At 46.3% G+C, this 14,887-nt stretch carries 15 protein-coding genes; 7 read left to right on the forward strand and 8 right to left on the reverse strand.

Translation table 11 applies throughout. The features are described from left to right. Window positions 1–4: 4 nt before the first annotated feature. Window positions 5–520 (reverse strand): anti-sigma regulatory factor, encoded by a 516-nt coding sequence (locus C7I86_RS04275; protein ID WP_014407171.1) that lies wholly within the window; start codon window positions 518–520, stop codon window positions 5–7. 119 nt (window positions 521–639) lie between these two features. Continuing rightward, entirely contained in the window at window positions 640–2,031 is a 1,392-nt protein-coding gene (gene rlmD / locus C7I86_RS04280) for a 23S rRNA (uracil(1939)-C(5))-methyltransferase RlmD (RefSeq protein ID WP_010872035.1), read from the reverse strand. A gap of 362 nt (window positions 2,032–2,393) precedes the next feature. On the opposite strand from rlmD, the gene ilvA reads away from it, so the two are divergent. From ilvA to C7I86_RS04295, 3 genes are all read left to right on the forward strand, one after another. Further along, complete coding sequence (gene ilvA, locus C7I86_RS04285) at window positions 2,394–3,920, forward strand: threonine ammonia-lyase, biosynthetic (RefSeq protein WP_010872036.1); 1,527 nt, start codon at window positions 2,394–2,396, stop codon at window positions 3,918–3,920. A 412-nt stretch (window positions 3,921–4,332) separates the two neighbouring features. After that, a complete protein-coding gene (locus tag C7I86_RS04290) occupies window positions 4,333–4,893 on the forward strand; it encodes a cell division protein SepF (protein ID WP_010872037.1) in 561 nt (186 codons plus the stop codon). 195 nt (window positions 4,894–5,088) lie between these two features. Next, window positions 5,089–5,478 carry a phosphomannose isomerase type II C-terminal cupin domain gene (locus tag C7I86_RS04295; RefSeq protein ID WP_010872038.1) on the forward strand — a complete coding sequence of 130 codons (390 nt, stop codon included), beginning with the start codon at window positions 5,089–5,091 and terminating at the stop codon, window positions 5,476–5,478. Between the two features lie 100 nt (window positions 5,479–5,578). Here C7I86_RS04295 and C7I86_RS04300 read toward each other — a convergent pair whose 3' ends face one another. Continuing rightward, complete coding sequence (locus C7I86_RS04300) at window positions 5,579–5,833, reverse strand: BrnA antitoxin family protein (protein ID WP_020861553.1); 255 nt, start codon at window positions 5,831–5,833, stop codon at window positions 5,579–5,581. Beyond that, complete coding sequence (locus tag C7I86_RS04305; RefSeq protein WP_010872039.1) at window positions 5,817–6,227, reverse strand: BrnT family toxin; 411 nt, start codon at window positions 6,225–6,227, stop codon at window positions 5,817–5,819. The genes C7I86_RS04300 and C7I86_RS04305 overlap by 17 nt, the downstream gene beginning before the upstream one ends. 122 nt (window positions 6,228–6,349) lie before the next feature. Here C7I86_RS04305 and groES point away from each other — a divergent pair, with 122 nt between their 5' ends. From groES to C7I86_RS04325, 4 genes are all read left to right on the forward strand, one after another. Next, entirely contained in the window at window positions 6,350–6,661 is a 312-nt protein-coding gene (gene groES, locus C7I86_RS04310; RefSeq protein ID WP_020861555.1) for a co-chaperone GroES, read from the forward strand. A gap of 96 nt (window positions 6,662–6,757) precedes the next feature. After that, entirely contained in the window at window positions 6,758–8,383 is a 1,626-nt protein-coding gene (gene groL / locus C7I86_RS04315) for a chaperonin GroEL (RefSeq protein WP_010872041.1), read from the forward strand. A 469-nt stretch (window positions 8,384–8,852) separates the two neighbouring features. Next, entirely contained in the window at window positions 8,853–11,051 is a 2,199-nt protein-coding gene (locus C7I86_RS04320; RefSeq protein ID WP_010872042.1) for an EAL domain-containing protein, read from the forward strand. Window positions 11,052–11,367: 316 nt separating this feature from the next. Then, the gene (locus C7I86_RS04325) at window positions 11,368–11,952 is read left to right on the forward strand and encodes an NUDIX hydrolase (protein WP_010872043.1); all 585 of its coding nucleotides are present in this window, start codon (window positions 11,368–11,370) and stop codon (window positions 11,950–11,952) included. A gap of 26 nt (window positions 11,953–11,978) precedes the next feature. On the opposite strand, the gene C7I86_RS19045 is transcribed toward C7I86_RS04325, so the two are convergent. From C7I86_RS19045 to rplJ, 4 genes are all read right to left on the reverse strand, one after another. Continuing rightward, complete coding sequence (locus tag C7I86_RS19045; RefSeq protein WP_020861558.1) at window positions 11,979–12,563, reverse strand: hypothetical protein; 585 nt, start codon at window positions 12,561–12,563, stop codon at window positions 11,979–11,981. 22 nt (window positions 12,564–12,585) lie between these two features. Continuing rightward, window positions 12,586–13,674, reverse strand: coding sequence for a chorismate synthase (gene aroC / locus C7I86_RS04335; RefSeq protein ID WP_010872045.1), 1,089 nt, complete (start codon window positions 13,672–13,674; stop codon window positions 12,586–12,588). 206 nt (window positions 13,675–13,880) lie between these two features. Next, window positions 13,881–14,267 (reverse strand): 50S ribosomal protein L7/L12, encoded by a 387-nt coding sequence (gene rplL, locus C7I86_RS04340; RefSeq protein ID WP_010872046.1) that lies wholly within the window; start codon window positions 14,265–14,267, stop codon window positions 13,881–13,883. An 87-nt stretch (window positions 14,268–14,354) separates the two neighbouring features. After that, window positions 14,355–14,876: a 50S ribosomal protein L10 gene (rplJ, locus tag C7I86_RS04345; RefSeq protein ID WP_010872047.1), complete on the reverse strand. Its 522-nt coding sequence runs from the start codon at window positions 14,874–14,876 to the stop codon at window positions 14,355–14,357. Window positions 14,877–14,887: the final 11 nt, after the last annotated feature.

Consider the following 14,887-nt stretch of genomic DNA (forward strand, 5'->3'; position numbering starts at 1 on the left):
GGTTCTACAAACTCAGCAAACGGTAACTTTCGCTGAAAAAGCGTTTGACTACATTTTGACTATCTACCTGGGGCCGGCGCTTAATTTTCTTGCTGAGGCGGAGACGGGTGCCATCTTCATTCCAATGAACTTGGTCAAAAACTTGCATGAGAATACCCAAACCTCGACCATTTTCCGACTCATCCGGGGGAAACCAGGGACTAACACAATTGGGGCAATCAAGTACCACCTGGGGACAAGGACAGGGACGGTCAAACCCCATACCCTGATCGGTGATGATCCAACAATAACCCTGGGGCGACTGGCGGTATTCCACTGTGATGCATTTCCCTGGATTGAGAGCATTGCCATGGGTAGCTGCATTGACTAAGGCTTCCTGTAAACCCAACCTGACCTCGTTGTGCAGAGGTTTGGGGACAGAGTTGAGTAATAGATCAAGGATGGGATAAAGGTAAAGGGTCGAAGAAAAACTGACTTTTTGCCAATGGGATTGCCTGTGGGGAAAATTAATGTTTAGCAAGCGCTCCACCTCACACCGGACTAGTAGCAATCTAACAGTACTGATGGCAACCATTATACTCGATCGCCTGGGAGGCCTGAATGTGCTGGCCGCTACCATAACCCTGAGGAATCCTTTGCTTAACCATTGACCGCTTTGAGAATTACTGCACACTCCACATGGGCTGTTTGGGGAAAGAAATCACAACCCTGAACCCAGGTAATTCCATAGAAGCCCTCGGCACAGAGAAATTTCAAGTCCCTCGCTAGGGTGGGGGGCTGGCAACTAATGTAGGCAATTTTTTCGGGGCGCTGTCGGATAATTTCCCTGAGCACTTCTGGTGCACAACCCTTACGGGGAGGATCAAGGAGTAAAACATCGGGAATCTCTGACAGGGTGGGTAAAACGGTCTCTACGGTACCAGCCAAAAAATCCACATTGGCAATCTGATTGATCTCAGCGTTGCGCTGTCCCTGGTGCACCGAATCTTGGTTGACCTCAATGGCGATCGCCTGGCGGACTTGGCGGGCGAGGGGGAGGGTGAAAGTGCCCACCCCAGCATAGGCGTCCACCAACAATTCGGCGCCTTGCAAATTTAATGCTTGCTGAAGCCTGGTTAACAGTAGCTCTGCCGCCCCGCTGTTAACTTGGAAAAACGTATTAGCCCCCAGGCTAAAGCTCAGATCAGCAAACTTTTCTCGACAAATACCCCGCCCTGCAATCACCACGGTCTCATCGCCAAAAATGCGATTGTTGGGTTCGGGCTGAATATTTAAACAAATGCCGCCCAAATCGGGATAGCGCTCCAACCATTCCCCAGCCTGTTCTTCCAAATCCGGTAAACCTTTATGGGCCGAAATCAGGGTCAGTAACATTTCCCCCGTACGTTGGCCAATGCGTAGGCTTAGGTGACGTAATTTGCCCTGCTTTTTCTCTTCGTCATAGATAGACCAACCCCGATTTTCAATATCTTTCTTCACCTCGGTCAGCAATAAATTTAGGCGATCATCCTGCACAGGGCATTGGTTAATATTTACCAAACGATGGCTACCCTTGCGGTAATAACCAGCTTGCACCTGGCCGGTTTTGGAGCGACTTAGGGGATAGGTGGCTTTGTTGCGATAACCCAAGCTAGCGGGGGACTGTAATAGAGGCTCCAGGGGCAAAGTGGTGAAACCACCAATACGCTCCAGGGCGTCAATAATTTGTTGTTGCTTACTTTCTACCTGGAATTGATAATCCAGATGTTGCCATTGGCAACCGCCACATTTATCCGCCACAATGCAGGACGGGCGGGTGCGCTGGACAGAAGGTTCTAAAATTTTGAGCAATTGGGCCAAGGCATAATTTCTTTTGACTTTTACCAAGCGGACTTCCAGGCGATCGCCGGGGGCCGTGTCGGGCACAAACACTACTCGCTCATTAAAGCGGCCAATACCCTCCCCTTGGTGATTGAGGCCGGTAATGGTCAGTTCCACTACGGACCCCTGTTGCCAAAGAGGGCTAGTGGCGAAATTATTACTTTGGGTCATCGAAAATTATTTACCAATACTCTATGGGGCCTTAATTACGACCATTGTATCTTGTCGTCGCTGGGCAGATTTTTAAAGTAAAAATTAAGAAATAATCCGAGGGAACATAATACAAATCAAAGTACCTTAAACCATTCCTTCGCTGGTGTGGTTGTCAAACTCGTCATCTTTGCTCCATCGTTAATGGTGATTTAACCAGCCAATTGCCCTATCTAATTCTGAACTCTACAACAAAAAACTGTACCCCACTTTCTTTACTTTATTCCTCTTCAATAGGCCCTTAGCCTGGGCCAAGGCTCTGCCAAAGAGTGGGAAACTGGAAAGGGGGATTTTAGCTACTACCGTTTTTGCTCTCGTTTTCCATGACCACCGATTACCTCGAAAGAATTCTTAAAGCCCGGGTTTACGATGTGGCGATCGAAACTCCGTTGGATTTGGCGGCCAATTTATCGAAGCGGCTGGGTAACCGGGTTTACTTTAAGCGGGAAGACCTACAGCCGGTCTTTTCCTTTAAGTTACGGGGGGCCTATAACAAAATGGCCCAGTTATCACCGGAATTATTGGCAAAAGGAGTAATTGCAGCTTCGGCGGGTAACCATGCCCAGGGAGTGGCCCTAGGAGCTTCCAAGTTGGGTACCAGGGCGATTATTGTTATGCCCGAAACCACTCCTCAGGTGAAAGTGGAGGCGGTCAAAGCTCGGGGCGGTGTGGTGGTGCTCTATGGCGAAACCTATGACGATGCCTATGGCCATGCCCGACAGTTGGAGCAGGAAAAAGGGCTAACTTTTATCCATCCTTTTAATGATCCCGACGTGATTGCTGGCCAAGGCACCATTGGCATGGAAATTCTACGTCAGTATCAACAGCCCATTGATGCCATTTTTGTGGCGATCGGTGGCGGTGGGCTGATTGCGGGGGTAGCGGCCTACGTTAAACGCCTCTATCCAGAAATTAAAATTATCGGCGTGGAACCAACGGATGCCGATGCTATGCGCCAATCTTTGGCGGCGGGAAAACGGGTCAAGCTAAACCAAGTGGGACTGTTTGCGGATGGTGTGGCGGTGCGGGAAGTGGGGGATTTAACTTTTCCCCTCTGTCAGCAATATGTGGATGATATTTTGCTGGTGGATACGGACGACACCTGTGCGGCCATCAAAGATTGCTTTGAAGATACCCGCTCAATTTTGGAGCCGGCGGGAGCGTTGGCCATTGCGGGACTGAAACAATATGTCCAAAAGCAAGGCTGTCGAGACCAAACCCTAGTGGCGATCGCCTGTGGGGCGAATATGAACTTTGACCGATTGAGATTTGTGGCGGAACGGGCCGAGTATGGGGAACAGCGAGAGGCCATTTTTGCAGTGACCATTCCCGAACAAAGGGGCAGTTTAAGAAAATTTTGTGAAGGGTTAGGGAAACATAACATTACCGAATTTAGTTACCGCATTGCGGAGGGGCCCGATGCTCATATTTTTGTCGGCATTCAGGTGCAAAACCGCAGTGATGCGTCCCAACTGGCCGCCAGCTTTAACCGCCAAGGTTTTAAAACCCTCGATTTAACCGATGACGAACTGACGAAGCTCCATTTGCGCCATATGGTGGGGGGCCGTCCCCCCCAGGTGACCCAATTGGAAAATCAACGGGAATTACTCTACCGATTTGAATTTCCTGAGCGGCCAGGGGCATTGATGAAATTTTTGGGCTGTATGGATCCAGCCTGGAATATTAGTTTGTTCCATTACCGTAACCACGGGGCCGACTACGGCAGAATTGTCGTCGGCATGCAGGTTCCCTTGGCAGAAATGGAACAGTGGCAACAGTTTTTAGCCAATTTAGGCTATCGCTATTGGGACGAGAGTGATAATCCGGTTTATCGTCTCTTTCTTCGCTAATTTTTTGCCCCATTCGTGCTAGTAATGGGAGGTATCTTTGTTAGTTACCCTAATTTCTGGCCCTGGTTACGGCTCCGGCCTGTGCTTGGGAAACAGTGAGAAATTATCGGTAAAATGTCGGCGAAAGCCTACAAAAGTTAGGAACATTTTGGTAAATTGTCACGACAGGGATAGGAAAATGAAACTCGGTCATTATTGACCGAAAAAGAAAGGGCCTGACCTTAGTAGCTCCTCGCCACTGAGTTGCCGCTCCTTTCCTCCCTGAACCGATGAACCTGCCAATCTAGCAAGAATATTTGCAGTTGATGCCGTTTACCGTGGTCTGGGTTCGCAATCACCCCGGCTTTGGTAGCAACACTAGTTCATCCCATTGACCCCTTTCACTTTACCCAGGAAATACGGACGGTAAACTATGATTTTGACCAAGTTAAAAGACTTCGTCGGCATCAGTGAACACGATGAGTACGAAGAGGATTACGACGAAGAAATGGAGTTTCCCCAGTCAGTGGCCTCCCAGCCGCCGGCCGAAGAAGTTGCCCCTCCCCCTCGCATTAGCCGCGAACCCTTAAGCTTAAATAATGAAACCTCTATTGGTACAGGAGTAAGAAATAACGTGATTGGTATGCCCGGCATCAACAACAGTGTGGCAGAGGTGGTCGTCGTCGAACCCCATTCCTTCGATGAAATGCCCCAGGTGATTCAAACCCTACGGGAACGGAAGTCGGTGGTGTTAAACCTGAATGTGATGGACCCCGAAGAAGCCCAGCGAGCCGTGGATTTTGTGGCCGGTGGTACTTTCGCCATGGATGGCCACCAAGAACGCATTGGTGAGAGTATTTTTCTGTTTACCCCCAACTGCGTCAAAGTCAGTTCTTTGGCAGGTCGTAGTCAGGAAAGCAATGAAACTTCCTCCTCCGTTTCCTCCGATAATTTTCCCACTTGGGGCTATGAAACCAGCCGTTTAGCTCAATAGTTGCTGGGTCAAGATTTAGGCACTGTTGCTAATTGTGATTTCGACAGCTATGCCAAATATTTGAATGCTTAAAAGCTCTGACGTTGGCGATCAGGGCTTTTTTCTTAATTGCTTAATTCCCGGCAAATTCCCCAGCAGTTTAAAATTGGGGCAAGTCCTTGGTCTTTTTCAACGTTTGGCTTAACGTTATCCGCCATGCATGATTCCCCTGAAGCTTCTAGTCCGGCCCCCACTCCCCATCCTGAAACCACCCGCACTCCTCCCTGGGGCATGGTCACCATGTTGGAAGAAGGCCCCCGTTATCGGATTAATCGCATTGTGGTCAAACCGGGACAACATATGAGCACCCAAATGCATTACCACCGCAGTGAACATTGGGTAGTGGTGTCGGGTACGGCCAAGGTGATCTGTAACGGTGAGGAAAAATTGTTAAATCAGAAAGAATCTACCTATGTGCCGATGAACACTCCCCATCGGGTAGAAAATCCTGGGGTAATTGACTTGGTGATGATTGAGGTGCAAAACGGTGAATATTTGGGGGATGACGACATTGTCCGTTTCCCCGAGGAGCTTCCAAAGTCCTAAGTAAAATATTTTTTGATCAGGGGATGGTTAACTCCGAAACCCTTATGGACCATCCTTTCCCAAAACCATGGGAGGGCCAGATAGGATGATCTTGTCCCCATCATCTCATTTCTGACAATTCTTCTCGCAGAATACGTCGTAAATCAGTTTCAGTTATTGATTGTTCGGCGGGAGATTGGATACATTGTCTTAGCACCTGATTAATCAAGGTTTGATAGCCCATGCCCCTTGCCTCAGCCTCTGTTCGAAAATGGTCCAAAACATCATCATCGAGATAAATCGTAATGCGGGTTTTTCCCTTGGATGGAATGATGGCGCCTCGTTTTCCTTTGGAAAAATCATATTCCCGTCTCATAGATTTTTGTCTCCTGTTTCGTGGCACGTCGGGCTGAAATTAAGCGAATAATTTCTCCTCGCAACGTATAAACAACAACCAAGATAGAGCCCGTGTTTCCCATCCCTAATGCGATAAAACGTTCTTCTGTAGTGGAATCAGGATCAAGCTCGTGAATGGTGAGAGGATCAAAAAAGACCATTTCAGCTTCTGCAAAGGAAATGCCATGCTTTTGCCGATTACTTTTGGCCTTTTGCGGATCATACTCAAACTGCATACATACATAATATGCATTACAAAGTGTTCGGTCAATAAAGGAGTAGTCCTGCACAGAAGCGGCGATCGCCTCCGGGCAACTTTGCAGTGAAGGATCTAGTCGGCTCCCGATTTTTGCCCTGAGTTCGGGAAACCACACTCACCGGGGTGTTGCACTGGGTCAAGCAATTTAGCTAAATTAGCACTCGTGAGGTGGGAGTGCTAAACCCTCTCCCAAATTACTACTGACCTTGCAAGACTATCATCTGGAGGATGACTTCTATGGCCGCTATTTCCATTAATGTTTCTACTGTGAAACCCCTTGGCGATCGGGTGTTTGTGAAAGTAAGCCCCGCTGAAGAAAAAACCGCTGGGGGGATTTTGTTGCCTGATAACGCCAAAGAAAAACCCCAAATTGGTGAAGTTGTCCAAGTGGGCCCCGGCAAACGCAACGACGACGGTACCTACTCCCCTGTGGAAGTCAAAGTGGGCGATAAGGTTCTCTATTCCAAGTATGCCGGCACCGATATCAAACTTGGTGGCGACGACTATGTTCTGTTAACTGAAAAAGATATTTTGGCCTCCGTTGCCTAGGTCGATTAATTTTTACCGATCCTGACCTGTGTTAAAACTTGCAGGATTTTTACCCATTCATCTATTGCATTAATTTGCCCACGAGGTTTTACTTTTATGGCTAAATCCATCATTTACAATGACGAAGCTCGCCGTGCCCTAGAGCGGGGCATGGACATTCTGGCGGAAGCCGTTGCCGTTACCCTCGGCCCTAAAGGTCGTAACGTGGTGCTCGAGAAGAAATTTGGCTCTCCCCAAATTATTAACGACGGGATCACGATTGCCAAAGAGATTGAACTGGAAGACCATGTAGAAAATACTGGGGTTTCCTTAATTCGCCAAGCGGCTTCTAAAACCAATGATGTGGCTGGGGATGGTACCACCACCGCTACGGTTTTGGCCCACGCCATTGTTAAAGAAGGTTTACGCAACGTGGCCGCTGGTGCCAACCCCATTTCCCTCAAGCGGGGTATTGATAAGGCCACTGATTTCCTCGTTGCTCGGATTAAAGAGCATGCCCAACCCGTGGGAGATTCCAAGGCGATCGCCCAGGTGGGAGCCATTTCCGCCGGTAACGACGAAGAAGTTGGCCAAATGATTGCCAATGCCATGGATAAAGTCGGCCAAGAAGGGGTTATTTCCCTCGAAGAAGGCAAATCCATGACCACCGAGTTGGAAATCACCGAAGGGATGCGCTTCGATAAGGGTTATATCTCCCCTTACTTCGTCACCGATGCGGAACGGATGGAAGCTGTCCTGGAAGATCCCCGCATTTTGATCACTGACAAAAAAATCAACTTGGTGCAAGACCTGGTGCCCATCCTTGAACAAGTGGCCCGTCAAGGTAAGCCCCTGTTGATCATTGCCGAAGATATTGAAAAAGAAGCTTTGGCTACCCTCGTAGTTAACCGTCTCCGGGGTGTGTTGAATGTGGCCGCTGTGAAAGCCCCCGGCTTTGGCGATCGCCGTAAACAAATGTTAGAAGACATTGCCACCCTCACCGGCGGTCAAGTAATCAGCGAAGATGCTGGTCTGAAACTGGAAAGCGCCACTGTGGATAGCCTCGGTTCTGCCCGTCGCATCAACATCACCAAAGACAACACCACCATTGTGGCCGAAGGCAACGAAGCCGCCGTTAAGTCCCGCTGTGAGCAAATCCGTCGCCAGATCGAAGAAACCGATTCTAGCTACGACAAAGAAAAACTCCAAGAGCGCTTGGCTAAATTGGCCGGTGGTGTAGCGGTAATCAAAGTCGGTGCTGCTACCGAAACCGAAATGAAAGACCGTAAACTCCGCCTGGAAGATGCCATCAATGCCACCAAAGCCGCTGTGGAAGAAGGTATTGTTCCCGGTGGTGGTACCACCCTGGCCCACTTGGCTCCCCAATTGGAAGACTGGGCCACTGGCAACCTCAAAGATGAAGAGTTAACCGGTGCCCTGATTGTAGCCCGGGCTCTGCCTGCTCCCCTCAAACGGATTGCCGAAAACGCCGGTCAAAACGGTGCGGTTATCTCCGAGCGAGTCAAAGAGAAGGAGTTCAACGTTGGTTACAATGCCGCTAGCCTGGAATATGTAGATATGCTGGCCGCTGGCATTGTTGACCCTGCCAAAGTGACCCGTTCCGCTCTGCAAAATGCCGCTTCCATCGCTGGCATGGTATTGACCACCGAATGCATTGTTGTGGACAAACCTGAAAAAGAAAAAGCCCCCGCTGGTGCCCCCGGTGGTGACTTCGACTACTAAGGTTTAGTGACCGACTAACACTTTTCTCATAAAATCCCAGGGAGGTTTCGGCCTCCCTTTTTTTCACTTGCTAAGCTCTCTTTCGTTTGATCAAATCGTCGGCAGTTTAGGCCTAGGAGAGACAAAATTCAGGCTTAGGATCCCCTCAAAAAATTTAGCTGCCCTAACTGAAAAAGTAACATTGCCACTACAAGTCCCTGGTTTTGGCTCCGGTCATGGGGGAGGCAAATAGAACTTTTGTTTACCTAATTTATCAGAAGTAAAGCCTAGGGAAACGAGATTATTCCCGGGCCCAGTCAAAATAAAAAATTGGCTAAAATCCCTATTAGAGCGACTAGGTTTTGCAATTCCCGTTGTGAGAGTTGTTAGAATAGTTCCGCCTCAAGCAATCAGAGCAGAACTTTTTCCCTTTGGCTAAATTTTTCCCAATTCCACTGCATTTGCCAAAGACAAGAGCAGTTCCCCGTTAATGAATGGTATTCACCGTTGGCTTTTCCGTTTAAGCATTATCATCCAGTTGCTCTGGGGTTCGGCGCCGGTAACTGGAACCCAGGTGGTGCGGATCGGAGTTTATGAAAATCAACCAAAGATTTTTCTCAATGATCAAAATAGGCCAGTGGGCTTTTGGATTGACGTAATCGAGGCGATCGCCGCTGCGGAGAATTGGCAAATTGAATACCACCTTTGTGAATGGCAAGCCTGTTTGCAAAAGCTAGAGGCAGGGAAAATAGATCTAATGCCCGACGTAGCAGTCAATCCTGAAAGAGCAAAAAAGTTTCAATTTAATCAAGAAGTAGTTCTAAACAGTTGGTCAATTATTTATGCTGCGAACAATGCCAATATCAATTCTATTATTGATCTAGAAGGAAAAAGAATAGTAGTTTTAAAAAATAGTGTTCAAGAAAAGAATTTGATTAAGCGTTTGGCTGAACTAAAAATAAAAGCAGAAATAATTCAAGTTGACTCATTTTCGGAGCTGTTTAAAAAAATAGATGCAGGGGAAGCCGATGCTGGAGCGGTTAATTACTTTTTTGGTAACCGTTTCAGCCATCAACATAGGGTACGTCCGACCAATATGGTTGTTGACACTTCCCAATTATTTTTTGCTGCTTCTCGCCAAACTAATCCAGCTATTTTACGTAATATTGATGAACAAGTAAATTTACTAAAAGCGGATACTGATTCCATTTATTATGAATCTCAAAAACGATGGTTATTTAATAACCCGTTATTGACCATACAAAATCTCCGCGCCATTATCCATCGGCTGATTATAATTTTTATTATCGTCACCGTTGCTATTGTTATTATTTGGAATTATCGTTTACAAAAAGAAATTAAATTAAGAAAAGCTAGCCAAAATCAACTTTCCTACCAAGCTCTTCATGATACTTTAACAGGTTTGGCTAACCGAGCCTTGTTACTCCAAAGGTTGGAATTTGCTGGCCACCAAATCAAAAACAATCCAAAATCTCGATTTGCTCTTCTTTTCATTGATTTAGATCATTTCAAATTAATTAATGATAGTTGGGGCCATTCCGTTGGAGATGCTCTCTTAATTAAGATCGCAGAAAAACTACAAATTAACTTAAGGGAAACAGATTTAGCTGTCCGTTTAGGGGGAGATGAGTTTGTGATTTTTTTAGAAAGTATTACGGAAATTAAACAGGCGATCGATGTTGCAGAACGGATTCTTATCCACTTACGTTTGCCCGTGCAAATTCAAGCCAAAGAACTATTTGTTAAAGCTAGTATTGGCATTGTCATTGGTAGTATTCATTACTATGAACCTGAAAGGCTGATAAGGGATGCAGATATTGCTATGTATCAAGCTAAAAATAATGGGCGCAACCAGTACGCTGTTTTTGATCCTTCCATGCACCAAACAATTTTAGAACGCTTAAGTTTGGAGCATGATTTTCGCAAAGCCTTAGAACAAGAAACACTAGAGTTATATTATCAGCCTATAATTTCTTTAGTTAATGATAGACTACAAGGGTTTGAAGCTCTTATACGTTGGCAACATCCTGAAAAAGGTTATATTAATCCAGAGCAATTAATTGCGATCGCCGAAGAAACTGGACTAATTATCATCCTTGGACAATGGATTATGCAGCAAGCTTGCCAACAAATTGCCCAATGGAGAGAAATTACTAATGATGATAAAATCTATGTCAGTATTAATCTTTCCCCTAATCAAATTTGTCGTCCCCTTTTTGTAGAAGAAATTGAAAACATATTACAAACAACAAAGCTTGATGGTGATGCCTTGGTGCTAGAAATAACAGAAGGAGTTTTAATTCAACACTTAGAAATAGTAGCAGAATGCCTTAAAAAAATAAAATCTCACGGAATCAAAATTAGCATTGATGACTTTGGGACTGGTTATTCTTCTCTCAGTTACTTATATCGATTACCAGTAAATTACTTAAAAATTGATCGTTCCTTTATTAATCAAATAACAGAAGATTCTCCGTCCCAATCCATTGTTAAAACTATTATTACCCTTGGGGATTTACTGGATATTCAAACTGTAGCAGAAGGTGTTGAAACAAACGATCAGTTAAATTTACTTAAAAAAATGGGCTGTGGCTTGGGGCAAGGTTATTTCTGGTCTGAACCGATGACAGTTAGGGAAATTGATTGTTTCCTGGACTGTATTGTCTAAGTAAAAAATAAATCAGCTCTACTATCTAAATTTTAATTTTATTGACTACAGCACTAAACAATAGTGTAGATTAAAACAAAAGTTTTTACTAAAAATTTTGTTTGCTTAATGAAATGTACCTGTAACAGAACCAACTTTGCCTTTTCTAACGGACATCCTTCACCTGTAAAAATAACTCTCTTGTTATTGCTATGCCATCAAATGCGCTGTCGTTACTGCAATCGTAAAAGAACAGTTTTTCTGCCCTATTTTTGGCTCACCATGTTGTTCGAGCTTAAAATTAATTAGATCTTTGTCGGTGAAATAATCCAGAGCCATGTGGCATCTTCCTCCCAGTAATTTGCAGAAATGGCATCTATGCCAAAGCCAGATGGTGCTAAACAATCCTTGGTGCCGGGTTCGTCGGGATACGGTGCAATTGCCCAATGGGACTTTGATCGATGACTACTTCGTCAATATGCGGCCAGAAATTGTGATGGTTTTGGCCCTAACCCCCCAACAGGAAATTATTTTTGTGCGGCAGTATCGCCATGGAGTGCAGGAAATTTTATTAGAATTACCTGCCGGTACTTTTTTCCCCGACCAGGAAAGCCCCACTGCTGCTATTCGCCGGGAATTAGAAGAAGAAACTGGTTACCAGATTACCAATTTGCTCAACTTAGGTTGTATTTATGATAATCCCGTCAAAGATCAATCCCGTCTCCATCTTTTCCTTGCCCCAGATGTGACTCCCACGGGAAAAAAAGCTTGGGATATAACGGAAGAAATTGAGATGGTGTTAATGCCGATCGCCGTGGTACGGGAGCAGATTTTTTCCGGAAAAATTAGGGTAGCAGGTAGTTTAGCGGCTCTGTTACTTGGCCTAGAGAAACTATCCAGTCTTCATTTTCCCTTACACTAAGGGTTTAAGGCTACTTGTGCCGAGGTTTAACTCAATTTACCGAAGGGCTGACCCCACCAGCGCCAACATTCTTTGTTAAAAGGCGATCGCCATTTGAGAATTAACTCCTTTTCCCAGGCAAGGAGGGTTTTCTTTTCCGGGGGCACATGGGGCCAAAAAGACGCCACCACTTCCACTTCTAATTCATAGCGGCGGTGTAGTTCGATATAGCTCAAAATATAGTCCTTACAATCGTGGGTGCCCTGCCAACGTTGGTCTGCTGTCAATTTGGTTTCCCCCACGTAAAGCAATAATGGCCAACGGCGATCGAGGATGAAATATAAACAACCTTGATTTTCCCCGGTTATATTGGCTGAATCCTTGCCCTGTCGCCAAAACAGGGAAGACTGTTGGGGCAAAGTAAATGGGTCAATTTCGTCGGCATGGTGCCAACTGGTGACCGGGGCATCAAACAGCGAAATTTGCTGGGGTTGGCCAGTTTTCCGTTGACTCTGTTGATATTGGTGAATTTTTTCCTGCCAATCTTCCAAACCCTGGCGATCGAGCAGCAATTTTGGCTCCCGCTTGACTCGATAGCTTGAGGGAGCATCAAACAGTTTTAGCTGTTCCAAAATACTTTCCTAACCTAGGGTTTTATAAAGTTTTACACTGGGCTTGGAATCGCAACAAATGGTCACAAAGTACTAATGCAGCCATCGCTTCCACCATGGGCACAGCCCGGGGCAAAACGCAGGGATCATGGCGACCTTTAGCGGCTAAGGTGGTTTCCTCCCCAATGTTACTAACGGTTTTTTGCTCTTGACCAATGGTGGCAGTAGGTTTAAATGCTATGCGCATAATAATGGGTTCGCCGTTGCTGATGCCTCCCTGAACCCCCCCAGAACGGTTGGTGCGAGTACGCCATTCCCCCGCTTCATCCAGGTAGTACTCATCATTATGTTGACTACCAGTCAGTAAAGTACCGGCAAAACCAGAGCCAAACTCAAACCCCTTGGTAGCGGGGAGGGACATCATTGCCTTGGCCAAATCCGCTTCCAACTTATCAAACACTGGTTCCCCCAACCCCTTGGGAGCGTTACGGATCGCACATTCCACCACCCCGCCAATGGAGTCTTTTTGTCGTAGCACCTGGTCAATGCGTTCAATCATTTTTTCGGCACATTCTTCATCGGGACAACGAACAATATTGCTTTCCACTTGCTCCAAGGTCACCGTATTGCTGTCCACCGTCGCCTCAATGTCTTGGATACTTTTCACATAGGCCACAATTTCCACCCCGTTAAACTGGGCCAGAATCTTTTTGGCGATCGCCCCTGCGGCCACCCGGCCAATGGTTTCCCTAGCAGAAGAGCGACCTCCTCCTTGCCAATTGCGAATGCCATATTTCGCTTCATAGGTGGCATCGGCGTGGGAAGGACGATATTTCACCGCCATCTCATTGTAATCCTGGGAACGGGCATCCTTATTTCGCACCAAAATGGCGATCGGTGTACCCAGAGTTTTACCCTCGAACACGCCAGAGAGAATTTCGCATTGATCTGCTTCCTTACGAGGGGTGGTAATTTTGCTCTGTCCTGGCCGCCGCCGGTCTAGGTCTACTTGGATTTCCTCTGGGGAAATTTCCAATCGGGGAGGGCAACCATCAATAATTACCCCCACGCCGCCCCCATGGGACTCACCGAAGGTGGTAATGCGAAATAAACTGCCAAACGTGTTTCCCATAAAATAACCAATGCTGACTGACCAGTCTCTTATTTTAAGTATTTTTTGGAACGAGGCATAGATAAAAATAAACGGGCCAAGGAAATATCCTAGCCCGAAAAAGAAATTATTGGGAATTGGAGTCTAATAATTTAGCTTCCAAAAAAAGTGAACAGAAAGTAAATGACCGGCTAAATAATTAGGCAAATAGCAAATATGCCAAACGATTATTTAACAGCGGCTTTACCACCAGCTTCTTCGATTTGTTTTTTGATGGCTTCAGCATCATCTTTACCGGTAGCTTCTTTGATGGCTTTGGGGGTGGATTCCACCAATTCTTTGGCTTCTTTCAGACCCAAACCGGTGATGGTGCGGACAACTTTCAGCACAGCAATTTTCTTGTCGGCAGGAACTTCTTCGAGGATAACGTCGAATTCAGTTTTTTCCTCAGCGGCTTCGGCGGGGGCAGCGGCAGCGGCGGCCATAACCATGCCACCAACGGGGGCAGCGGCGCTAACACCAAAAGCTTCTTCGATTTGTTTAACTAACTCGGAAGCTTCCAACAAGGAAAGACTTTTTAACTGTTCTAAAATTTGATCGGTTGCAGCGGACATAGAAATGACTCCTATAGGTAAGTAGGTTAAATCTGATTAGACAAACCAAAAACAAATGACTTTGGGGTGAACAGGGTGAAAACAACCCTATTCTTTGTCCACATGGGCTTGGAGACCACGGGCCACGGAAGCTGGAACTTCTTTGATGCCCAGGGCAATCTTGGTAGCCAGGGCATTGATGCCGCCGGCAATTTGACCCATAAGTTGCTCTTTGGAAGGCAAATCACCGATCGCCTCCACGTCAGCTTGGGTTAGGCTTTTTCCTTCTAATACCCCACCCCGTAGTTCGGTTTTTTTGGTATCTTTCTGGAATTTTTTGTAAGCCTTAATTGCGCCGCCCAGGTCTTCTTTCAAGACAAGAATAGCGGTGGTTCCCGTCAGAAATTCTTCCATGGGAGACCAGGCTTCTTGTCCTGCCAGTGCCCTACGGACAAGGGTATTTTTGGCAATCTTACAGGTTCCACCCAGGGGGCGGAGCCGGTTTCTTAAATCGGTAATTTCGGCAACGGTTAACCCTTGATAATCAATGATCACCGTCATTTGAGCGTCCTGGAATAACTCCTGAACATCACTGATTACCGTCGCTTTATTTTCTCTCGTTCTTCCCATTCGGGTTTCAC

The sequence above is a fragment of the Synechocystis sp. IPPAS B-1465 genome (assembly GCF_003015225.1).
Lineage (GTDB): Bacteria > Cyanobacteriota > Cyanobacteriia > Cyanobacteriales > Microcystaceae > Synechocystis.